The sequence below is a fragment of the Sphingomonas faeni genome, assembly GCF_023195535.1.
In the GTDB taxonomy this organism is placed as follows: Bacteria; Pseudomonadota; Alphaproteobacteria; order Sphingomonadales; family Sphingomonadaceae; genus Sphingomonas; species Sphingomonas faeni_B.
The window spans coordinates 323789-343915 of the sequence record NZ_JALPNF010000001.1 but is presented as its reverse complement, the minus strand read 5'-3'; the positions used below and the strand labels follow the sequence as shown (position 1 = coordinate 343915).

Sequence of the window (20127 nt, the reverse complement as noted above, 5' to 3'; positions counted from 1 at the left end):
CGAGGCGCCTAGCCGAGCCCTCGCCAACCACCCGCGCCTTACCGTGTCGGGTAGTTTGGCGCTTCGCGCGTGATCGTCACGTCGTGGACATGGCTCTCCATCAGCCCGGCTCCGGTGATCTGGACGAACTCCGCGCGCGCCTGGAGATCGGGAATCGTCGCGGAACCCGTATACCCCATCGCCGCCTTGATGCCGCCGACGAGCTGGTGAACGACATCCCGTGCCGGGCCCTTGTACGCGACCTGTCCCTCGATACCCTCGGGCACGAGCTTCAGCTGGTCCTTGATGTCGCCCTGGAAGTAACGATCCGCTGACCCGCGGCCCATCGCGCCGACCGAGCCCATGCCGCGGTACGACTTGTAAGCACGGCCCTGGTACAGGAACGTCTCTCCAGGGGCCTCGTCGGTGCCTGCGAGCAGCGAGCCGATCATCACCGTCGATGCGCCCGCCGCGAGCGCCTTGGCCATGTCGCCCGAGGTACGAATACCACCGTCGGCGATTACCGGAACGCCAGCCTTGTGGCCTGCCTCGGCGCAATCCATCACCGCGGTCAGCTGCGGCACGCCGACGCCGGCAACCACCCGTGTCGTGCAGATCGAGCCGGGGCCGATGCCGACCTTGATCCCGTCCGCGCCTGCACCGATCAGCGCGCGCGTCGCTTCGCCGGTCGCGACGTTGCCCGCCACCACCTGCACCGAGTTGGAGAGCTTCTTCACGCGCTCGACCGCGCGGCCGACGTCACGGTTGTGGCCGTGCGCGGTGTCGATCACGATCAGGTCGCAGCCGGCGTCGACCAGCTGCTCGGTCCGGTCGAAGCCCTTGTCTCCGACCGTCGTCGCGGCCGCCACGCGCAAGCGGCCCGCCTCGTCCTTGGTCGCATCCGGGAACATCACTGCCTTCTCGATGTCCTTGACGGTGATCAGGCCGACGCAGCGATATTGGGTGTCGACGACCAGCAGTTTCTCGATGCGGCGGGCGTGGAGCAGGCGGCGCGCCTCTTCCTTGCCGACTTCGGTCGAGACGGTGGCGAGGTTCTCGTGCGTCATCAACTCGCTGACCGGCTGTTTCGGATCGCCCGCGAACCGCACGTCGCGGTTGGTGAGGATACCGACGAGCTTGCCGTCCGCCTCGACCACCGGGATGCCGCTGATCCGGTGCCCGGACATCAGCGCCTGCGCCTCGCCAAGCGTCGCGGTCGGCCTGATCGTGATCGGGTTGACCACCATGCCCGATTCGAAGCGCTTGACCTGGCGCACGGCCACCACCTGCTCCTCGATCGTCAGATTGCGGTGGAGCACGCCGATGCCGCCGAGCTGCGCCATGACAATCGCCATGTCGGCTTCGGTGACGGTGTCCATCGCGGAGGACAGGATCGGGATGTTGAGCGCGATGCCGCGCGTCACCTGCGTCCGGGTATCGGCCTGGCTTGGCAGCACGTCCGATTCCCCCGGATACAGGAGGACGTCGTCGAATGTGAGGCCGAGGCGGATATCCATGAGAGCTGCCGTTCCTGGGTGTGAGGTGGCGCGCCATGTAACCAAACGCGCGGCGTACGGCTAGGCCTCTCCTTCGCGTACGTGCTATAGCGGTGCGATACACGGATGGGGATAAACCGATGGGCCTGATCGTTGCCGCGCTCCTGCTGGCGTTGGTGCTGCTGTACCTCTTCACCAGCATCAAGATCGTCCACCAGGGCTATCAATACACCATCGAGCATTTCGGCCGCTTCACCACGGTCGCGCGGCCCGGCTTCAACTTCTACCCCGCGTTCTTCTACCGGGTGGGGCGGAAAGTGAACATGATGGAGCAGGTGATCGACATCCCAGGCCAGGAGATCATCACCAAGGACAATGCGATGATCTCGACCGACGGGGTCGTGTTCTTCCAGGTGCTCGACTCGGCCAAGGCTGCGTACGAAGTGTCGGACCTGTACCAGGCGCTGTTGCAACTCACGACGACCAACCTGCGCACGGTGATGGGATCGATGGACCTCGACGAAACGCTGTCGAAGCGCGACGAGATCAATGCGCGGCTGCTCAACGTGGTCGATCATGCGACGACGCCGTGGGGGGTGAAGATCACGCGCGTCGAGATCAAGGACATTCGGCCGCCGGCCGACATCGTCAATGCGATGGGACGGCAGATGAAGGCCGAGCGCGAGAAGCGGGCGAATATTCTGGATGCGGAGGGTTCGCGGGCTTCGGAAATCCTGCGCGCCGAGGGGCAGAAGCAGGCACGGATCCTTGAGTCCGAGGGGCGAAAGGAGTCGGCGTTCCGTGACGCGGAGGCGCGTGAGCGGGCGGCGGTGGCGGAGGCTTCGGCGACGCGGGCGGTATCGCAGGCGATCGAGGAGGGCGGCGCGCAGGCGATCAACTACTTCATCGCGCAGAAATATGTGGAGGCGATCGGGAAGTTTGCCACGTCTCCGAATGCGAAGACGATCCTGTTTCCGGTCGAGGCTACACAGTTGATGGGGACGCTTGGCGGGATTGGCGAGTTGGCGAAGGATGCGTTGCGCGATGCGGTCGCGCCGCCGCCGGCCAACCCTGCCGCTCGCGGGCCGTTCGAGTTGTCTGGGTCGACTGAGCTTCCGAAAAGCTGATGGATGCGATTGGGGCGGCTGGCGCGTGGCTGATCGCGGCGCTCGTGCTGGGGATCGCCGAGCTTGTGGTGCCGGGGGTGTTCCTGGTGTTCCTGGCGATCGCTGCGGCGGTGACCGGGGTCGCGGTGTTCGCGTTGCCGGACTTGCCGGTGGCGGCGCAATTGGCCGCGTTTGCGATGTGGAGTGCGGTGACGGTGCTGATCGGGAAGCGCTGGTACCGGGATTATCCGGTCGAGGGCGGGGATCCGATGTTGAACGATCGGTCGGCGCGGTTGGTGGGGCAGGTCGTGGTGGTGGAGACGGCGCTGGTCGGGGGGCGTGGTCGGGTGCTGGTGGGGGACGGGAGTTGGCCGGCTCGTGGTGAGAATGCGGGCGTTGGGACGCGGGTTCGGATTGCGGCGGTTGTCGGCGGTGAAGTCGTGGTGGAGCCCCTCGACCCGTCATCCTGACGAAAGTCAGGACCCAGAGCCACGAGACGCAACGCCTGGTACTCTGGGTCCTGACTTTCGTCAGGATGACGAATGGGGAAAGGGCAAGCCAAGCAGGACCGTGCCCTCACCTTCCCACCCGACTGCGTCGTGCGGGCCCCTTCCTCTCCCCGAGGGGAGGGGAGTTTTAAGTTACGCCGTCTCCCGCACCTTCGGCGCCGCCTGCCGCACGCCTTCGTCGACATGCTCGGCGAACTGGGCGAAGTTCTCGACGAACAGGTCGACCAGCTTGGCCGCCGTCGCGTCATACGCGTCCTTGTCCGCCCAGGTCGTGCGCGGGTCCAGGATCGCGCTGTCTACGCCCGGTACGCTCACCGGCACCTGGAACCCGAAGTTCGGGTCCGTCCGGAACTCGGCGTCGTTCAAGCTCCCGTCTAGCGCCGCGTTCAGCAACGCCCGCGTCGCCTTGATCGGCATGCGGTTGCCGACGCCGTATTTGCCGCCGGTCCAGCCGGTGTTGACCAGCCAGCAATCGACGCCGCCCTTCGCGATCCGCTCCTTGAGCAGATTGCCGTAGACCGAGGGATGCCGCGGCATGAACGGCGCGCCGAAGCAGGTCGAGAAGGTCGCATCGGGCTCGGTCACGCCGATCTCGGTCCCGGCGACGCGTGCGGTGTAGCCCGATAGGAAATGGTACATCGCCTGGTCGGGCGTCAGCTTGGCGATCGGCGGCAGCACGCCGTAGGCGTCCGCGGTCAGCATGACGATGTTGCGCGGCACCGGCCCCATGTTCTCGGCCGAGGCATTCGGGATGAAGTCGATCGGATATGCGCCGCGGCTGTTTTCGGCGAGCGTGTGGTCGTTAAGGTCGAGCAGGCGCGTCGCCGGGTCCATCACGACGTTCTCGAGCACCGTGCCGAACCGCTTGGTGGTCGCGAAGATCTCTGGTTCGGCATCCTGCGACAAGCGGATCATCTTGGCGTAGCACCCGCCCTCGAAATTGAAGACGGCCGTATCCGACCAGCCATGCTCGTCGTCGCCGATCAGCGTCCGGCTCGCGTCCGCCGAGAGCGTCGTCTTGCCAGTGCCCGACAGGCCGAAGAACACCGCGGTATCGCCGTTCACGCCCATGTTGGCGGAGCAATGCATCGGCATCACGCCGGTCGGCGGGAGCAGATAATTGAGCAGGCCGAACACCGACTTCTTCATCTCGCCGGCATATTTAGTGCCACCGATCAGGATCAGCTTGTCGGTAAAGTTGACCGCGATCACCGTCTCGCTGCGACAGCCGTGGCGCGCAGGATCGGCGCGGAAACTCGGCAGGTCGACGATCGTGTAGTCCGCGACAAAGTCCTTCAACGCAGCCTGTTCCGGCCGCACCAGCATCGTACGGATGAATAGGTTATGCCACGCCAGTTCCGTAACGACGCGGACCTGCACGCGGTGGTCGACCTGCGATCCGCCGTACAGATCCTGCACGAACAGTTCGTCCTTGGCGGCCAGCGCGGCGAAGAAATCCTCCTTCAGCGCGGCGAAATGCGCGGGCTCCATCGCCTTGTTGCTCTTGCCCCACCAGACGGTCGTCTCGGTCTCGGCATCGCGGACGATGAACTTGTCCTGCGCCGAGCGCCCGGTATGCGCGCCGGTCTCGACAACCAATGGACCATCGGCGGACAGTGTTCCCTCGCCGCGCTCGAGCGCGGCTTCGACAAGCTGCGCGGTGACCAGGTTCCAATGCAGGGTGGCGCGGGTTTCTATCCCCTGCGCGGCTAGGCCGCCGGCAGGAATACGTTCGTTGGACAAAGCATCTCTCCAGATATTTTTCGCATACGTATGTATGTCGTTGCGAGCGGCTGTACGGGGCGCGTTTCGACGGGTCAAATACGCTGATCGATGACGCTGTCCCGATACGGTCTTAGTTGAGTGCGGTCGCGGATTGGCCTAGGCCGATACGCCAACGACCGAGGCAGGCGACCCAGTAATGACGGCAACGATCGCGCTGGTCGACGACGACCGCAACATCCTGACCTCCGTGTCGATCGCGCTGCAGACCGAGGGCTTCGTCACGCGCGTCTATTCGGACGGCGAGACCGCGTTGAAGGCGCTGACCGACAATCCGCCCGACCTCGCGATTTTCGATATCAAGATGCCGCGCATGGACGGGCTCGAACTGCTCCGCCGGCTGCGCGAGAAGAGCCAGATCCCGGTGATCTTCCTCACCAGCAAGGACGACGAGCTCGACGAGGCGCTCGGGCTCGCGATGGGCGCCGACGACTATATCGCCAAGCCGTTCTCGCAGCGGCTGTTGATCGCCCGCATCCGCGCGATCCTGCGCCGGACCGAACTCGCGCAGTCGCCGGGCACCGAAACCGAAGCGGAAGCTGCCGGACCGCTCGCGCGCGGCCGGCTCAGCATGGATCCGGCGCGACATCGGACGTTGTGGGGCGGCGAGCCGGTGACGCTGACGGTCACCGAGTTCATGATCCTCGAAACGCTTGCGCAACGACCCGGCATCGTCAAGACGCGCAACCAGTTGATGGACGCGGCGTATCAGGACGACATCTATGTCGACGACCGGACCATCGACAGCCACATAAAGCGACTCCGCCGCAAGTTCAGGCAGGTCGATCCCGCGTTCGACGCAATCGAGACATTATATGGTGCCGGGTATCGATTTTCTGAGGAATGAGCTCGGCGACGACGGCCGCGATCTCACGCTGCGCTGGTCGGGACAGATCTCGCTCACGCGGCGCATCCTGGCGGTCAACATCTTCGCGTTGCTGCTCCTCGCAGGCGGGTTCTTCTATCTCGATTCCTATCGCAGCCGGATCGTCGACAGCCGCGTCGCACAGACCGCGCGCGAGGCGCGGCTGATCGGCGAGGCGATCTCGTCGGTCGATCCTGCGCAGCGCAACCCGCTGGTGCTGAGATTGGCTGCCGATACCGGTTCGCGAATCCGCGTGTTCGACCCTGGCAGCACGACGATCGTCGACAGTCGGACGCTCGGGCTACGCAATTTCGTCTTGCAGGACCCCGACAAGGAGGACCGCGACCAGGTCATTGCGCGGTTTCTCGACGCGGTGATCGACGTAGTCGTCATGGCGCCGCGGCCACCACTCTACCGCGAGCGGAACGAGGGCCAGCGCTGGCCCGACGTCGCCACCGCACAGGCGCGACGCCGGGTTGCGACGACGGTCTGGCGCGCGCCCGATCGGACGCCGGTCATCACCGCCGCCGCGCCGCTTCGCGCCGGCGGGGTCGTGATGACGACGGTGAACGCGCGCGACATCACCCGGACGGTGCGGATCGAGCGGTTCCGGCTCAGCATGGTGCTGCTCGGCGTGTCGATCGTGTCGATCCTGCTGTCGTTGTTCCTCGCGCGGACGATCGTCCGGCCGCTGCGGCGCCTCGCGCGGGCGGCGGTGAGGGTGCGGCTCGGGCGGGCGCGGGAGGTCGTGGTGCCCCGCCTCCCCTCGCGCCGCGACGAACTCGGCATGCTCGCGCGGGCGCTGTCGGATATGAGCCTTGCGCTGAGGGCGCGGATCGACGCGACCGAGGCGTTCGCTGCCGACGTGACGCACGAGATGAAGAACCCGCTCGCCTCGCTCCGGTCCGCGGTCGAGGGCCTGTCGCGCGTGAAGGACCCGGCGCTCCAGGCGCAGTTGCTCGCGATCGTCCGCGACGACGTCCAGCGGCTGGACCGGTTGTTGTCCGATATCTCCGAGGCTTCGCGACTCGACGCCCAGCTGAGCCGCGCCAAGTTCGAGCCGGTCGATATCGCCGCGATGATCGACGGGCTGGTCGCGCAACGCGACGCACGCGGGATCGAGCGTGGGATCCGCGTCCTGTTCGACCGCAATCCCGACGACCGCACGATCGTCCTCGGCGAAGGTGCACGGCTCGAACGTGTGTTCGAGAATTTGATCGACAACGCGCTCTCCTTCTCGCCCGACGGCGGCCTGATCGCGATCTCCGCGATCCCCGACCGCGACGAACTCGTCATCCGCGTCGAGGATGAGGGCCCGGGCGTACCCGACGAAGCACGCGAGGACGTGTTCAAGCGGTTCCACTCGGTCCGTCCGGACAGCGAGACGTTCGGCCAGCATTCGGGCCTGGGGCTCGCGATCGCGCGGACCATCGTCGACGGGCACCAGGGCGCGATCTTCGTCGAATCGCGAGAGGACCGGATCGGCGGCGCGCGCTTCGTCGTGCGACTACCGCTCGCCGAAATGCCGATGTAAGAGCCGCACGTGGCAGTCCCCTCCTCCGATCGGCTACACGCCACCACGGTCGCGATCGACGGGCTTGCCGTGCTGATCGAGGGCGCGTCGGGATCGGGCAAGTCCGACCTCGCGCTGCGCCTGATCGACCGTGGCGCGATCCTCGTCAGCGACGACCAGACGCTCGTGGTACGCTCGGGCAAGATCCTCCTCGCGCGGGCACCGACGACGATCGCCGGGCGGATCGAAGTCCGCGGCATCGGCATCCTCGCCATGCCGCATGTCGACGACGTTCCGGTGGGCCTGCTCGTCCGGGTCGACGGCGCGATCGAGCGGATGCCGGAACGCCGTGCCCGGAAGATCGCGGGGATCGACGTCCGCCAGTTCGCGGTCGCCCCCTTCGAAGCGTCCGCCCCGATCAAGGTCGAACTCGCATTGCGCAATCCGGAGCCTTTAAAATGACCCGTCCGAAGGACATCCTTCTCGTCACCGGCATGTCGGGGGCCGGCAAATCGACCGTCCTCAAGACGCTGGAGGATCTCGGCTGGGAGGTCGTCGACAACCTGCCTCTGCTGTTGCTCGACCGATTGCTCGATGCGCCCCTCCCCGAGGGTTCGCCCGACGATTCGCAGCCGCTCGCGATCGGCATCGGCGCGCGTACCCGCGATTTCGACCCCGAGCGGATCGTTCGCCGGATTCGCGAATTCCGCGATCGCCACGGTCTCGAAATTGGCACGCTGTTCCTCGATTGCTCGGCCGCCGAACTCGAGCGGCGATATTCCGAGACGCGGCGGCGCCATCCGCTCGCGCTGGACCGGCCCGCGATAGACGGCATCGGCCGCGAGCGCGATCTGCTCGCGCCGCTGCGCGACTGGGCGAACCGGCTGATCGACACGACCGAGATGTCGGCTAACGAACTCGCGCAACAGATCCGCGCCAATTTCTCTGGCGATCGTCTCGGCGAGCCGACGTTGTCGATCCGCTCGTTCGGCTTCGCGCGCGGCCTGCCGCGCAACGCCGACCTGGTGTTCGACATGCGGTTTCTGCGCAACCCGCACTGGGATGCCACGCTGCGTCCCGGTACCGGGCTCGACGGTGACGTGTCCGCCTACATCATGGCCGATCCCGCGTACGAGGCGGCGGTGAGTCGGATCGAGGAGCTGCTGATGCTGTTGCTCCCGCGCTACAGGGCGGAAGGCAAGTCGTACGTGACGGTCGCGATTGGGTGTACCGGAGGGAGACACCGGTCGGTTCATGTCGCCGAACGGATCGGCCGACGGTTGCGCGAAGCGGGTTTTTCCCCCAGTGTCGACCACCGCGACCTAGGGGCCGCACCGCAGGATGCGCTCGAGGGATCACCGGTCGTCTTATGAGTATGAAACGCTGACATGATCGGCCTTGTTCTGGTAACGCACGGTCGATTGGCCGAAGAATTCGTTCGCGCGATGATCCACGTCGTCGGCCCGCAGGAGCGCGTCGCGCCGATCGCGATCGGTCCCGATGACGACATGGAGGAGCGGCGTGCGGATATCGCCGCCGCGATCCAGGCGGTCGACGTCGGGCGGGGCGTGATCGTGCTGACCGACCTGTTCGGCGGCACCCCCTCCAACCTCGCAATCTCGCTGATGGAGCGCGGCCGGATCGAGGTGATCGCGGGGATGAACCTGCCGATGCTGATCCGGCTCGGGTCGGCGCGCAAGTCGATGACCGTCGTCGCCGCCGTCGCGGCTGCCCGTGAGGCGGGTCGCAAATATATTTCGGTAGCCTCCGAGGTTCTCGGCGAGGCTGCGGCGTGAGCGAGGTTTCGCGCACCGTCCAGATCACCAACCGCCGCGGGCTCCACGCGCGGGCCAGTGCCAAGTTCGTGACGCTCGCCTCGACGCATAGTGTCGAGGTGCGCGTGACCAAGGACGGGTCGGATCACGTCACCGGCACCTCGATCATGGGGCTGATGATGCTCGGCGCGGCGATGGGAGACGCGATCACGATCAGCGCGAGTGGCGACGGTGCGGAGCATACCGTGGCTGCGCTCGCCGAACTGGTCGAGGCGAAGTTCGGCGAGGATTGACGTTCTTCCCCCCCTTCCGCTTGCGGGAGGGGTCGGGGGAGGGCATGAGCGGCGGCGTGTTTACAAACCCCTCCCCCAACCCCTCCCGCAAACGGAAGGGGAGCTAAATGCCCCGCGAGATAACCGCCTTTTCCAACCCGCTGATCAAGTATGTCCGCGACTTGCGCGACAAGCGCCATCGGCGTGCGGCCAAGCAGTTCCTGGCGGAGGGCCTGCGCATCCTCACCGAGGCGCGCGAGACGGGCCGCCTGCCCCGCACCCTGTTCTACGCGGCGGCCAGCGCGAACCATCCGCTGGTCCATGCTTTGTCGATGGACGTCGAGGAGGCGGGCGGCGAGTCGATCCAGACGACGCCGGACATTCTTTCGAAGCTGTCGGGCAAGGACAACCCGCAAGCCGTGGTCGGCGTGTTCGACGAGTTCGACGCCAGGCTCGAAGACCTCGACCGCAACAGCGCCGGCATCTGGCTGGTCGCGGAGCGGCTGCGCGATCCCGGCAATCTGGGCACGATCCTGCGCACCGGCGACGCGGTCGGCGCGGGCGGGCTGATCCTGATCGGCGAGTCGGTCGATCCCTTCTCCGTCGAGGCGGTGCGCGCGAGCATGGGTGCGCTGTTCACGATCCCCGTCGTCAAGACGGAGTGGGAGCCGTTTCACGCGTGGCTGCGCGCCGGGCCCGGTCAGTTGGTCGGGCTCAGCCTCGATACGGATACCGACTACCGCTCGGCCACCTATACCGGCCCGACCTTCCTGCTCACCGGCAACGAAGCGCAGGGCATGCCGCCCGAGATGGCAGAATCCTGCGACGTGCTGGTCAAGATCCCGATGCTCGGCAAGGCGGACAGCCTCAACGCGGCCGTCGCGACCGCGGTGATGGCGTATGAGGTTCTCGCCCGGCAGCAAAAATCCGCGGCTTAGGCTCGAACCGACGAAATCGGCCCGATTGGCGATGCTTAGCGACTCCGGTTCAGCTAAGGGAGAGCTACGTCGTGCGAAAGCGTCGACGAGATACGGTTAGACAGGATGAGTATGGCGCGCGGTTTGGATGATGGACGAGTGAAGGCCGGTATGATCCGGTCGGCGATCGCGGTTGCCGCGACGGCGACCGCGATGCCGCTGCTCATGGCGACGCCGTTGGCCGCACAGCAGGTTACGCCCCCGACGGTGACGCCGACGGTCAGCCCGATGGCCGCGCCGACGCTGGCCCCGCCGGTCATTACCGTGCCGCCACTGAGCGATGCGCAGGCGACGTTGCTCGACAAGCTGCTCAACGGCGACATCGTCGCGCAGGGCCTCAAGTCCGCCGCGACCGCGTCGACCACCGCGCCGACCAAGGAGGAACTCGTCCGCGCCGCGCTCGACCATGCGCGCGCGGTCCATGCGGGTCGGCTCAGCGAGGCCGATTTCCAGCGGGACTGGGGCCTGCGCCCGCCCGCATACGATCCCACCCCGGCGTTCGCCGACGCGATCCGGCTCGACCGGATCGCGGCGTGGTTCGCGTCGTTGCCGCCGCCCTATGCAGGCTATGATGGGCTTCGCAAGGGGCTCCAGAACTACCGTTCGATCGCCGCTGCCGGTGGCTGGTCGCCGCTCGCCTCGGGGCCGGACTTCACGCTCGGCGCTACAGGCGCGCGGGTGATCGCGCTCCGCAAGCGGCTCGCGGCCGAGGACAAGGACGTCTCGACCAGCGGCGATACGTTCGACGCGGGCCTGCTCGATGCGGTCCGTCGCGCCCAGCGCCGCTACGGGCTCAACCCCAGCGGCATCGTCTCGACCCAGACGCTCGCCGCGCTGAACGTGTCGGCGAAAGATCGCGTGCGCCAGATCATGGCGAACATGGAGCGCTGGCGCTGGCTCCCGCAGGATCTGCCGCGTGATCGCATTCAGGTAAACATCGCTGCCGCCGTGCTCACCGTGTTCGACGGCGATACCCCGGTGCAGTCGATGCGCGCGGTAACCGGCCGGCCGGGCGACGAGACGCCGATGCTCTCCTCGACGATCCACAGCATCGTCATCAATCCGCCGTGGAACGTGCCGACCTCGATCGCCACGAAGGAATTGTGGCCGAAAGAGCGCGCGAACCCCGGTTATTTCAAGCGCAACGGCTTCAAGGTGATTGATGGTAAGCGGTTGCAGCAGCAGGCCGGCGACCAGAGCGCGCTCGGCCGCTTCAAGTTCGATTTCGCCAATGATTATTCAGTGTACCTCCATGACACGCCGAGCCGCGCCAAGTTCGCGAGCTTCAGTCGACTTTCGAGCCATGGCTGCGTACGCCTTGAAAAGCCGGGCGAACTTGCCGACCTGCTGCTCAAGGGCGATCCCGCCTGGACGCCCGAGACGGTCGACGCCGCGGTCGCAAAGGGCGACACGGTGCGTGCGCGCCTCGTGAAGCCGGTGTCGGTTTACCTGCTCTACTGGACCGCGTTTGCCAGCGGCAACGGCCAGATGAACTTCCGCGCCGATCCCTATGACTGGGACGGCATCCTCGCTTCCAAGATCGAGGCGCGCACCGCACGCCAGACGATCGCCGCTCGCTGAGAGAAACGCCATGACGATGTCCACCCGTACCCGTACCGCCATCGCCGGCGGTCTGCTTGCCGCGATGGCGCTAGCCGGCTGTTCGAGCTCCGAGCCCGAGCAGCCGCCGACGGATACCAACATGGTCGAGGATACCGGCGTGACCGAGTCCGAGGCAGCCCCTGCCCCGGTCGAGGCTGCACCGGTCGAAGCGGCTCCGGCAGCTCCCGCCGTGGTCGAACCGCCACGCGAGAAGCCGATCGCGCCGGACGAGCAGATGCTGGATGACGCGGATGCGACGGGGATGACGGCGCGCGTGACGCGGGACGAGGTTCCGGTGGAGAACGACGCCGAACCGCAGCAGTAGGACGTCCTTACGATCCTCCCCCGCCAGAGGGAGGTGGCAGGCGCAGCCTGACGGAGGGGGAGGACACGCAACAGCGGTTTCCCTTCCCTCCCCCTCCGTCGCTTCGCGCCACCTCCCCCTTGCGGGGGAGGATTTAGGTTCAGTTACGCTTTCATCGCTGCCATCACCCGACCGCGCAACGCGACAGGGCAGATCAGCAGGTCGGGCATGTAGACATCCCGACAATTATACACCAACGGCGAGCCGTCGATCCGGCTGCAATGCAGCCCGAACGCCGCCGCGACCGCGACCGGCGCGGCGGAATCCCATTCATACTGCCCGCCCGAGTGCAGGTAGATGTCCGCCTCGCCGCGGACCACCGCCATCGCCTTTGCGCCCGCCGAGCCCATCGGGATCAGCGTCGCGCCGAGCACCTCCGCGACCTTTACCGCCTCGGGCGCGGGTCGCGTCCGGCTGACGACCATCCGTAGCGGATAGCCCGGTGGCGGCACCGGTACGGGCCGGTCCGAGCGCAGGACCAAGCCCAGTCCCGGCAGCGCGACCGCACCGACCGTCGCTACGCCATCGATCGCGAGCGCGACATGCACCGCCCAGTCGTCGCGCGCTTCGCCATATTCGCGCGTGCCGTCGACCGGATCGACGATCCACACGCGCGACATCGCATTGCGCGTTCCGTCGCATTTGCGCTCCTCGGACAACAGCCCGTCGTCCGGCCGCGCGTCCTGAAGCGCATGGACGAGGAACGCGTTCGCGGTCTCGTCGCCTGCCTTGCCGAGTGCGCCCGGCGAGAACACGCCCGACCGCCGCACTTCGAGCAGCAACCGCCCCGCCGTTTCCGCCAGATGCGCGGCGAGTTCGCCGTCGGTCATCGCGCCGCTCATGGGATCAGCATCGCGACGATCGCATCCGCCGCCTCGTCGGGGGTCATGCCGGTCGTATCGATCCGGATCTCCGGGTTGGCCGGCGGTTCGTATGGCGAATCTATCCCGGTGAAGTTGGCGAGCTTGCCCGCCCGCGCCTTCGCATACAGCCCCTTCACGTCGCGCCGTTCGGCGTCCGCGAGCGGCGTGTCGATGTGTACCTCGATGAACTCGCCCGGCGCCATCATCTGCCGCACCATCTCACGCTCGGCGCGGAACGGCGAGATGAACGCGGTGATCACGATCAGCCCGGCATCGGTCATCAGCTTGGCGACCTCGCCGACTCGCCGGATATTCTCGACCCGGTCCGCATCGGTGAAGCCGAGATCGCGGTTTAGCCCGTGGCGGACATTGTCGCCGTCGAGCAGGAACGTATGCCGGTTCATCCGAGCAAGCTTCATCTCGACCAGATTGGCGATCGTCGACTTGCCCGCGCCCGACAGCCCGGTGAACCATAGCACCGCCGCCTTCTGGTTCTTCAGCGCCGCGTGCGCCTCACGCCCGATATCGGTCGCCTGCCAATGCACGTTCTGCGCGCGCCGTAGCGAGAAGTGCAGCATCCCCGCCGCGACCGTCGCATTGGTCATCTTGTCAACGAGAATAAACCCGCCGAGCTGGCGATTGTCGGCATAGGGCTCGAACACCAGCGGCCGGTCGGTAGAGAGGTTCGCCACACCGATCGCATTGAGTTCGAGCGTCTTGGCAGCAAGCCGCTCCATCGTGTTGACATTGATCTGGTATTTCGGCTGCTGGACCGTCGCGGTCACGGTCTGCGTGGCGAGCTTCAGCCAGTAGGGCCGTCCCGGCAGCATCTCCTCGTCCGCCATCCAGACGACGGTCGCCTCGAACTGATCGGCCGCCTCGGGCGGCGACCCCGCGGCCACGATCACGTCGCCGCGCGAGCAATCGATCTCGTCCGCGAGCGTCAGCGTGACCGATTGCCCGGCAACCGCACGCGGCAAATCACCGCCAAAAGTAACCACGCGCGCGATCGTCGAGGTGCGTCCGCCCGGCAGGATGCGCACAACGTCGCCCGGCGCGATCGATCCGCTCGCGACCAGCCCCGAGAAGCCCCGGAAGTCGAGATTGGGGCGGTTCACCCACTGCACAGGCATCCGGAACGCGCCCGCCTGATCTTCGCTGACGTCGAGCGTCACCGTGTCGAGGTGATCGATCAGCGTCGGCCCCTCGTACCAGGGCGTGTTCACGCTCGGGGCGGTGATGTTGTCGCCCTTGAAGCCGGAGATCGGCATCGGCGTGAAGCCGGCGATCCCGATCGACTCCGCGAACGTCGCATAATCCGCGACGATCCGGTCGTAGGTCGCCTGGTCGTAGCCGACCAGGTCCATCTTGTTCACCGCCAGCACGAGGTGCCGGATGCCGATCAGGTGCGCCAGATAGCTATGCCGCTTGGTCTGCGTCAGGATGCCCTTGCGCGCATCGACCAGGATTACCGCGAGATCGGCGGTCGACGCGCCGGTGATCATGTTGCGCGTATATTGCTCGTGCCCCGGCGTATCGGCGACGATGAACTTGCGCTTCTCGGTCGAGAAATAGCGATAGGCGACGTCGATCGTGATGCCTTGCTCGCGCTCGGCGGCAAGCCCGTCGACCAACAAGGCGAAGTCGATCTCCTGCCCTTGCGTGCCGACCTTCTTGGAATCGCTCTCCAACGCGGCGAGCTGATCTTCGAAGATCATCTTAGAATCGTAGAGCAAGCGCCCGATAAGCGTCGACTTTCCGTCGTCCACCGACCCGCAGGTGATGAAGCGAAGCAGGCTCTTATGCTGGTGCTGGAGCAGATAGGCGTCGATGTCCTCGGCGATGATGTCCTGCACCTGATAGGCCGACTCTTGCACGCGCGTTGCCATCAGAAATAGCCCTCCTGCTTCTTCTTCTCCATGCTCGCCGAGCCCGCATCGCGGTCGATCGCGCGGCCCTGCCGTTCGCTGGTAGTCGTCAGCAGCATCTCCTGGATCACTGCGGACAGGTTGTCCGCCTCACTCTCGACAGCGCCCGTCAGCGGGTAACAGCCGAGCGTGCGGAAGCGGATCGAGCGCTGGACCGGCACCTCGCCCGGCTCCAGGCGGAAGCGATCGTCGTCGACCATCAGCAGCATCCCGTCGCGCTCGACGGTCGGGCGCGGCGCGGCAAAATACAGCGGGACGATCGGGATGTCCTCGAGCTGGATATATTGCCAGACATCGAGTTCGGTCCAGTTGGAGATCGGGAATATGCGGATGCTCTCGCCCTTCGCCTTCCGCGCATTGTAGAGGTTCCACAGTTCGGGGCGCTGCTGCTTCGGGTCCCAGCGATGATGCGCCGCGCGGAACGAGAAGACGCGCTCCTTCGCGCGGCTCTTCTCCTCGTCGCGGCGCGCGCCGCCGAACGCCGCATCGAACCCGTGCAGATCGAGCGCCTGCTTGAGCCCCTCGGTCTTCCACATATCGGTGTGCAACGCGCCATGATCGAACGGGTTGATCCCGCGCGCCTCGGCCTCGGGGTTCTTGTAGACGAGCAGCTCCATGCCACTCTCCGCCGCCATCCGGTCGCGCAGATCGTACATCGCCTTGAACTTCCACGTCGTATCGACGTGCAGCAGCGGGAATGGCGGTGGCGATGGATAAAAGGCCTTCCGCGCGAGATGCAGCATCACCGCGGAATCCTTGCCGACGCTGTACAGCATCACCGGGCGCTCGCACTCGGCGACCACCTCGCGCAAGATATGGATGCTCTCCGCCTCGAGCCGCTGGAGATGCGTGAGCGACACGGGGCCGGTATCTGGAAGTTTCGTCATCCCCCTCGAAGTAGGGCGTCGGCGCGGCGCGTACAGCATCGTATTTCTCGCCCGCCCCAAAGATCGAGCACTAGCCCCGGATCGGATCCATCATCAGCGGGGCGTGGCGATCGACCAGCGTTGCGCTCGCCGTGTTGAGGCCGATGACCTCGACCTCGCGGCCGTGGCGGCGCAGTTTGCCGACCACATCTTCGAGCGCGGCCACTGCCGTGACGTCCCACAGATGCGCGTTGGTCAAATCGATGCGGACGGCCCGCGCCGTCTCGCGGAGGTCGAAGCGATCGGCGAAAATGTCGGCGCTGGCGAAGAAGATCTGTCCGCTTACCCGGTAGATCCGCGTGTCGCTTGCCACGTCGTGATCGATCGCGACGTCCATCAGTCGCGTGACCTTCCACGCGAAGAACACGCCGCTGAGCAGGACGCCGACCCCGACGCCGAGCGACAGGTCGTGCGTCGCGACGGTGACGAAGACGGTCGCGACCATCACCACGCTCGACATCTTGGGGTGGCGCGCGAGATCGCGGAGCGAGCCCCAGGAGAAGGTGCTGATCGACACCATGATCATGATCGCGACCAGCGCCGCGACCGGCACCTGCGCGACCCATGGCCGCAGCGGGACCATGACGATCAACAGGAACACGCCAGCGACCAGCGTCGAGAGCCGCCCGGTGCCGCCATAGCGGACGTTGCCGACGGTCTGGCCGATCATCCCGCACCCGGCGATGCCGCCAAATGCGCCCGCCGCGATATTGGCGAGGCCGAGCCCGGTGCATTCGCGCGCCTTCGAACTCGTGGTCTCAGTGAGTTCGTCGACGACGCTGGCGGTCATCATCGATTCGAGAAGGCCGACCGCGGCCATTGCGAATGCATAGGGGGCGACGATCCGCAGCGTGTCCCAGGTCAGGGGCACGTCGGGCAGCCCAAACGAGGGGAGCGAATCCGGCAGTCGGCCCAGATCGCCGACGGTCTTCAGCGGCATCGGGAACCACATCGCGATCGCGGTGAGGACTACGATGCAGATCAGCGGCGACGGGATCGCGCTGGAGATCCGCGGGACTAGGTAGATGATTGCGAGGCCGCCGGCGATCATCGCATAGGCCTGCCAGCTGACGCCGACCATCTGCGGCACCTGCGCCGAGAAGATCAGGATCGCGAGCGCGTTGACGAAGCCGGCATGGACCGATTTCGAGACGAACCGCATCAGGATGTCGAGCTTGGCGAGGCCGAATGCGATCTGGAGCACGCCCGCGAGGATCGTCGCGACGAGCAGATATTGCAGGCCGTATGCGTGGACGAGCGCGGCGGCGACAAGCGCGACGGAGCCTGCCGCGCCCGAGATCATCGCCGGGCGCCCGCCGGCGAATGCGATGACGATGCCGATCACGAACGAGGCGAACAGGCCGACTTCGGGATCGATGCCGGCGACGAACGAGAAGGCGATGACCTCGGGGATCAGCGCGAAGGTGCCGACCATGCCGGCGAGAACGTCACGGCGCGCGGCCGTGGGGCCGCTGAACCATTCGGCCCGGTAACGAGAGAGTGATGTCATGTGTGTATCCGCATAGGACGCGAGAACCGCGGCGATTGCGCGGGCGGTTCGTGATAAAGGCGTCGGTGCGTTGTCCGGCGGATCGGCGGCCGGAATAGCCACCCGGAATTGCACCGGGTCCAAGCGAGTGGGGGTGCGTTAGCGTAGGAAGTGCTGCAATGCAACATCGGGAAGTTGGGCCGCTAACACTAGCCCTGCCGTCATCAGCCCAGCCGTCATCCTGACGGAAGTCAGGATCCAGAGCCAAGTGCCGTACCCCCGGTCACTCTGGATCCTGACTTTCGTCAGGATGACGTACCCGCGGGGAGCGGCTCTACGTAAACAGATCCACCACCTCGGCCCCCTCGCCCACCGCCTGCAACAATAGCGTCCGGTGACAATGACATGGGTCGCGCTCGTAGCAGAGTAGCGCGCTTGGTTTCTCGGCGGCGAGCCCGAGCATTATCGCCGCTTGTGCCTGAGCCTCGGGGAGTTCGAGTTGCTCGTCATACACCGCGGTCAAGGTCGCCACGTCGCCCTTCTTCGCCGCATCGCGTCCGCGCTTCGGCGTGCCGAGCGCCTTCAGATGGACGTAATCGATCTCGACCTCGCGCAAGGATGCGGCCAGCGAGGTCTTCGAGAAGCCCGGTCGCCGCGACAACGGGCGTGCGCGGACGTCGATCACCCGCTCCACCCCCGCCGCCTTCAGCGCGCTGATGAAATCAGCCATCGTCGTGGCCTCGTAGCCGATCGTGAAGATCTTCGCGGGGTGGGTCATGAAGGCGAAGTGGGATGGCACCGCCGACACGACAACCGCTGACAGGACAGCTGTCCCGCGCTATCTGACCGGAATGACCCACGATATTCATGTCATCGGCGGCGGCCTCGCCGGTTCCGAAGCCGCCTGGCAGCTTGCCGAGGCCGGCCTCAAGGTGCGCCTTTCCGAAATGCGCGGCAGCGGGGAAGGCACGCCCGCGCACCAGACCGACGGGCTTGCCGAACTCGTCTGCTCGAACAGCTTCCGCTCGGACGATGCGGAGAGCAACGCGGTCGGCCTGCTCCACCAGGAGCTGCGCACGCTCGGCTCCTTGATCATGCGGCAGGCCGATATCCACCGCGTTCCCGCAGGCTCAGCGCTCGCCGTCGATCGCGACAATTTCTCGAACAGCGTGACGGAGGCGATCGACCAGCATCCGAACATCACGCTGGTCCGCGAACGCGTCGATGCCCTGCCCGCCGGCCCGACGATCATCGCCACCGGTCCGCTCACCGCCGCCTCGCTCGCCGCCGGGATCGGGGCAGAGACCGGGCGCGAGGCGCTGGCGTTCTTCGACGCGCTCGCGCCGATCGTCCACCGCGATTCGATCGACATGGATACCGCGTGGTTCGCGTCGCGCTGGGACAAGGGTGCCGATGTTGAAGGGGGGGGCAAGGATTACATCAACTGCCCGATGGACAAGGACCAGTATCTCGCCTTCCACCAGGGGTTGGTCGACGGCGAGAAGACGCCGTTCAAGGACTGGGAGAAGGATACGCCCTATTTCGACGGCTGCATGCCGATCGAGGTGATGGCCGAACGCGGCGTCGATACGCTGCGCTATGGCCCGATGAAGCCGGTGGGCCTCGACAATCCCAAGACCGGCCGCTGGCCGCACGCCGTCGTCCAGCTCCGCCAGGACAACGCGCAAGGCACGCTGTGGAACATCGTCGGCTTCCAGACCAAGCTGAAGCACGCCGACCAGGTGCGGCTGTTCCGCACCATTCCCGGCCTGGAAAATGCGGAGTTCGCGCGCCTCGGCGGGCTGCACCGCAACACGTTCATCCGCTCGCCAGAGTTGCTCGACGAGACGCTGCGACTGAAGTCGCGCCCGAACATCCGCTTCGCTGGCCAGATCACCGGGTGCGAGGGGTATATCGAAAGCTGCGGGATCGGCATGCTCGCTGGGCTGTTCGCGGCGGCCGAACTCACCGGCAAGACGTTGACGCCGCCTCCGTACGCGACCGCGCTCGGCGCACTTCTCGGGCATATCACCGGGGGCGCGGAGGCCGAGACGTATCAACCGATGAACGTGAACTTCGGGTTGTTCCCGCCGATCCCCGGCCGGACCAAGAAGACCGACCGCAAGAAGATGTACACCGACCGGGGCCGTGCGGCGCTCGCAGAGTGGCTCAACTCTCCTCCCCAACAGCCTGAACCGGTGGACAATTCACCCGAGCTGACCCCTTCCCCTTGACCGCGGTCGTGGCAAATTCGGGCGCGGTCATGGTGCCCGATTTGTCACGATCCGCGTCGGCGAACTTGGTCGTCGCCTTCACCGCCCATTCGTCGAACGACAGCTTCCCGTCGCCGTCCACGTCCAGCCGCGCGTAAGCCTTGTGCCGCTGGACGAGATATTCCTCGCGCGTGATCTTTGCATCGCGGTCCTTGTCGTAGCGATCGAACCGCTTTTGCTCGCGCGTCTTGGCGGTCGCCTCGGGCGCGGCATCGGGTAGCGGATCGGTTGGGACCGCCGGGCCGCCCGCTTGCGACATCGGTTGTGCAGGAAGCAGCGGCCTTGGCCGCGCGTTCCCGCTGAACAGCATGAACCCTGCGACGATCAACGCGATCACCGCCGCCCCGCCTGCCAGATACCGCCACATCGCCGCCACCCCCATTGCCCAAGCCTGCACGCTAGGCCCCG

At 66.2% G+C, this 20127-nt stretch carries 20 protein-coding genes and 1 other annotated feature; of the genes, 12 read left to right on the top strand and 8 right to left on the bottom strand.

What is annotated here, in order from left to right; all coding sequences use genetic code 11:
- Positions 1–38: 38 nt before the first annotated feature.
- Entirely contained in the window at positions 39–1496 is a 1458-nt protein-coding gene (guaB, locus tag SPHN_RS01385; RefSeq protein ID WP_248520690.1) for an IMP dehydrogenase, read from the bottom strand.
- Positions 1497–1615: 119 nt separating this feature from the next.
- Here guaB and SPHN_RS01380 point away from each other — a divergent pair, with 119 nt between their 5' ends.
- Both SPHN_RS01380 and SPHN_RS01375 read left to right on the top strand, forming a co-directional pair.
- Positions 1616–2602 carry an SPFH domain-containing protein gene (locus SPHN_RS01380; RefSeq protein WP_248520689.1) on the top strand — a complete coding sequence of 329 codons (987 nt, stop codon included), beginning with the start codon at positions 1616–1618 and terminating at the stop codon, positions 2600–2602.
- Entirely contained in the window at positions 2602–3051 is a 450-nt protein-coding gene (locus SPHN_RS01375) for an NfeD family protein (RefSeq protein WP_248520688.1), read from the top strand. The genes SPHN_RS01380 and SPHN_RS01375 overlap by 1 nt, the downstream gene beginning before the upstream one ends.
- A gap of 171 nt (positions 3052–3222) precedes the next feature.
- On the opposite strand, the gene SPHN_RS01370 is transcribed toward SPHN_RS01375, so the two are convergent.
- Positions 3223–4833, bottom strand: coding sequence for a phosphoenolpyruvate carboxykinase (locus tag SPHN_RS01370; RefSeq protein WP_248520687.1), 1611 nt, complete (start codon positions 4831–4833; stop codon positions 3223–3225).
- Between the two features lie 178 nt (positions 4834–5011).
- Between SPHN_RS01370 and SPHN_RS01365 the strand changes: the two genes are divergently transcribed.
- The 9 genes from SPHN_RS01365 to SPHN_RS01325 all read left to right on the top strand — a co-directional run bounded on the left by SPHN_RS01365 (position 5012) and on the right by SPHN_RS01325 (position 12201).
- Complete coding sequence (locus SPHN_RS01365) at positions 5012–5719, top strand: response regulator transcription factor (protein WP_187504848.1); 708 nt, start codon at positions 5012–5014, stop codon at positions 5717–5719.
- Positions 5688–7271, top strand: coding sequence for a sensor histidine kinase (locus tag SPHN_RS01360; protein ID WP_248520686.1), 1584 nt, complete (start codon positions 5688–5690; stop codon positions 7269–7271). The genes SPHN_RS01365 and SPHN_RS01360 overlap by 32 nt, the downstream gene beginning before the upstream one ends.
- Before the next feature lie 9 nt (positions 7272–7280).
- Positions 7281–7712, top strand: a complete 432-nt coding sequence (locus SPHN_RS01355) for an HPr kinase/phosphorylase (protein WP_248520685.1) — start codon at positions 7281–7283, stop codon at positions 7710–7712.
- Positions 7709–8623, top strand: a complete 915-nt coding sequence (gene rapZ, locus SPHN_RS01350) for an RNase adapter RapZ (protein WP_248520684.1) — start codon at positions 7709–7711, stop codon at positions 8621–8623. Before SPHN_RS01355 ends, rapZ begins: the two co-directional genes overlap by 4 nt.
- Before the next feature lie 15 nt (positions 8624–8638).
- On the top strand, positions 8639–9046 hold the full coding sequence (locus SPHN_RS01345) for a PTS sugar transporter subunit IIA (protein WP_056058662.1): 408 nt from the start codon (positions 8639–8641) through the stop codon (positions 9044–9046).
- A complete protein-coding gene (locus tag SPHN_RS01340; RefSeq protein WP_248520683.1) occupies positions 9043–9318 on the top strand; it encodes an HPr family phosphocarrier protein in 276 nt (91 codons plus the stop codon). The genes SPHN_RS01345 and SPHN_RS01340 overlap by 4 nt, the downstream gene beginning before the upstream one ends.
- 107 nt (positions 9319–9425) lie before the next feature.
- Entirely contained in the window at positions 9426–10235 is an 810-nt protein-coding gene (locus tag SPHN_RS01335) for a TrmH family RNA methyltransferase (protein ID WP_248520682.1), read from the top strand.
- 150 nt (positions 10236–10385) lie between these two features.
- Complete coding sequence (locus SPHN_RS01330) at positions 10386–11855, top strand: L,D-transpeptidase family protein (RefSeq protein WP_432715044.1); 1470 nt, start codon at positions 10386–10388, stop codon at positions 11853–11855.
- A 10-nt stretch (positions 11856–11865) separates the two neighbouring features.
- Positions 11866–12201 carry a hypothetical protein gene (locus tag SPHN_RS01325; protein WP_248520681.1) on the top strand — a complete coding sequence of 112 codons (336 nt, stop codon included), beginning with the start codon at positions 11866–11868 and terminating at the stop codon, positions 12199–12201.
- 143 nt (positions 12202–12344) lie between these two features.
- On the opposite strand, the gene SPHN_RS01320 is transcribed toward SPHN_RS01325, so the two are convergent.
- The 5 genes from SPHN_RS01320 to SPHN_RS01300 all read right to left on the bottom strand — a co-directional run bounded on the left by SPHN_RS01320 (position 12345) and on the right by SPHN_RS01300 (position 18176).
- Positions 12345–13082, bottom strand: coding sequence for a 3'(2'),5'-bisphosphate nucleotidase CysQ (locus SPHN_RS01320; RefSeq protein WP_248520680.1), 738 nt, complete (start codon positions 13080–13082; stop codon positions 12345–12347).
- A complete protein-coding gene (cysN, locus tag SPHN_RS01315; RefSeq protein ID WP_248520679.1) occupies positions 13079–14992 on the bottom strand; it encodes a sulfate adenylyltransferase subunit CysN in 1914 nt (637 codons plus the stop codon). The genes SPHN_RS01320 and cysN overlap by 4 nt, the downstream gene beginning before the upstream one ends.
- Complete coding sequence (gene cysD, locus SPHN_RS01310) at positions 14992–15918, bottom strand: sulfate adenylyltransferase subunit CysD (protein ID WP_248520678.1); 927 nt, start codon at positions 15916–15918, stop codon at positions 14992–14994. Before cysD ends, cysN begins: the two co-directional genes overlap by 1 nt.
- 70 nt (positions 15919–15988) lie before the next feature.
- The gene (locus tag SPHN_RS01305) at positions 15989–17467 is read right to left on the bottom strand and encodes a SulP family inorganic anion transporter (protein ID WP_248520677.1); all 1479 of its coding nucleotides are present in this window, start codon (positions 17465–17467) and stop codon (positions 15989–15991) included.
- A gap of 68 nt (positions 17468–17535) precedes the next feature.
- Positions 17536–17591, bottom strand: a sequence feature (sul1 is cis-regulatory element that is thought to sense ions involved in sulfur or methionine metabolism; They are found in Alphaproteobacteria).
- A 189-nt stretch (positions 17592–17780) separates the two neighbouring features.
- Positions 17781–18176, bottom strand: a complete 396-nt coding sequence (locus tag SPHN_RS01300; RefSeq protein WP_248520676.1) for a DUF488 domain-containing protein — start codon at positions 18174–18176, stop codon at positions 17781–17783.
- Positions 18177–18297: 121 nt separating this feature from the next.
- Here SPHN_RS01300 and trmFO point away from each other — a divergent pair, with 121 nt between their 5' ends.
- Positions 18298–19680 (top strand): methylenetetrahydrofolate--tRNA-(uracil(54)-C(5))-methyltransferase (FADH(2)-oxidizing) TrmFO, encoded by a 1383-nt coding sequence (gene trmFO / locus SPHN_RS01295; RefSeq protein ID WP_248521444.1) that lies wholly within the window; start codon positions 18298–18300, stop codon positions 19678–19680.
- On the opposite strand, the gene SPHN_RS01290 is transcribed toward trmFO, so the two are convergent.
- Positions 19616–20116, bottom strand: a complete 501-nt coding sequence (locus SPHN_RS01290) for an EF-hand domain-containing protein (protein ID WP_349238446.1) — start codon at positions 20114–20116, stop codon at positions 19616–19618. The genes trmFO and SPHN_RS01290 overlap by 65 nt on opposite strands.
- Between the last annotated feature and the right edge of the window lie 11 nt (positions 20117–20127).

What these genes read in the sequence shown, in the direction of transcription:
- guaB (WP_248520690.1), bottom strand. Translation starts at nt 1,496, where the DNA reads ATGGATATCCGCCTCGGCCTCACATTCGACGACGTCCTCCTGTATCCG.
- SPHN_RS01380 (WP_248520689.1), top strand. Translation starts at nt 1,616, where the DNA reads ATGGGCCTGATCGTTGCCGCGCTCCTGCTGGCGTTGGTGCTGCTGTAC.
- SPHN_RS01375 (WP_248520688.1), top strand. Translation starts at nt 2,602, where the DNA reads ATGGATGCGATTGGGGCGGCTGGCGCGTGGCTGATCGCGGCGCTCGTG.
- SPHN_RS01365 (WP_187504848.1), top strand. Translation starts at nt 5,012, where the DNA reads ATGACGGCAACGATCGCGCTGGTCGACGACGACCGCAACATCCTGACC.
- SPHN_RS01360 (WP_248520686.1), top strand. Translation starts at nt 5,688, where the DNA reads ATGGTGCCGGGTATCGATTTTCTGAGGAATGAGCTCGGCGACGACGGC.
- rapZ (WP_248520684.1), top strand. Translation starts at nt 7,709, where the DNA reads ATGACCCGTCCGAAGGACATCCTTCTCGTCACCGGCATGTCGGGGGCC.
- SPHN_RS01345 (WP_056058662.1), top strand. Translation starts at nt 8,639, where the DNA reads ATGATCGGCCTTGTTCTGGTAACGCACGGTCGATTGGCCGAAGAATTC.
- SPHN_RS01335 (WP_248520682.1), top strand. Translation starts at nt 9,426, where the DNA reads ATGCCCCGCGAGATAACCGCCTTTTCCAACCCGCTGATCAAGTATGTC.
- SPHN_RS01330 (WP_432715044.1), top strand. Translation starts at nt 10,386, where the DNA reads ATGATCCGGTCGGCGATCGCGGTTGCCGCGACGGCGACCGCGATGCCG.
- SPHN_RS01325 (WP_248520681.1), top strand. Translation starts at nt 11,866, where the DNA reads ATGACGATGTCCACCCGTACCCGTACCGCCATCGCCGGCGGTCTGCTT.
- SPHN_RS01320 (WP_248520680.1), bottom strand. Translation starts at nt 13,082, where the DNA reads ATGAGCGGCGCGATGACCGACGGCGAACTCGCCGCGCATCTGGCGGAA.
- cysN (WP_248520679.1), bottom strand. Translation starts at nt 14,992, where the DNA reads ATGGCAACGCGCGTGCAAGAGTCGGCCTATCAGGTGCAGGACATCATC.
- cysD (WP_248520678.1), bottom strand. Translation starts at nt 15,918, where the DNA reads ATGACGAAACTTCCAGATACCGGCCCCGTGTCGCTCACGCATCTCCAG.
- SPHN_RS01305 (WP_248520677.1), bottom strand. Translation starts at nt 17,467, where the DNA reads ATGACATCACTCTCTCGTTACCGGGCCGAATGGTTCAGCGGCCCCACG.
- SPHN_RS01300 (WP_248520676.1), bottom strand. Translation starts at nt 18,176, where the DNA reads ATGGCTGATTTCATCAGCGCGCTGAAGGCGGCGGGGGTGGAGCGGGTG.
- trmFO (WP_248521444.1), top strand. Translation starts at nt 18,298, where the DNA reads ATGACCCACGATATTCATGTCATCGGCGGCGGCCTCGCCGGTTCCGAA.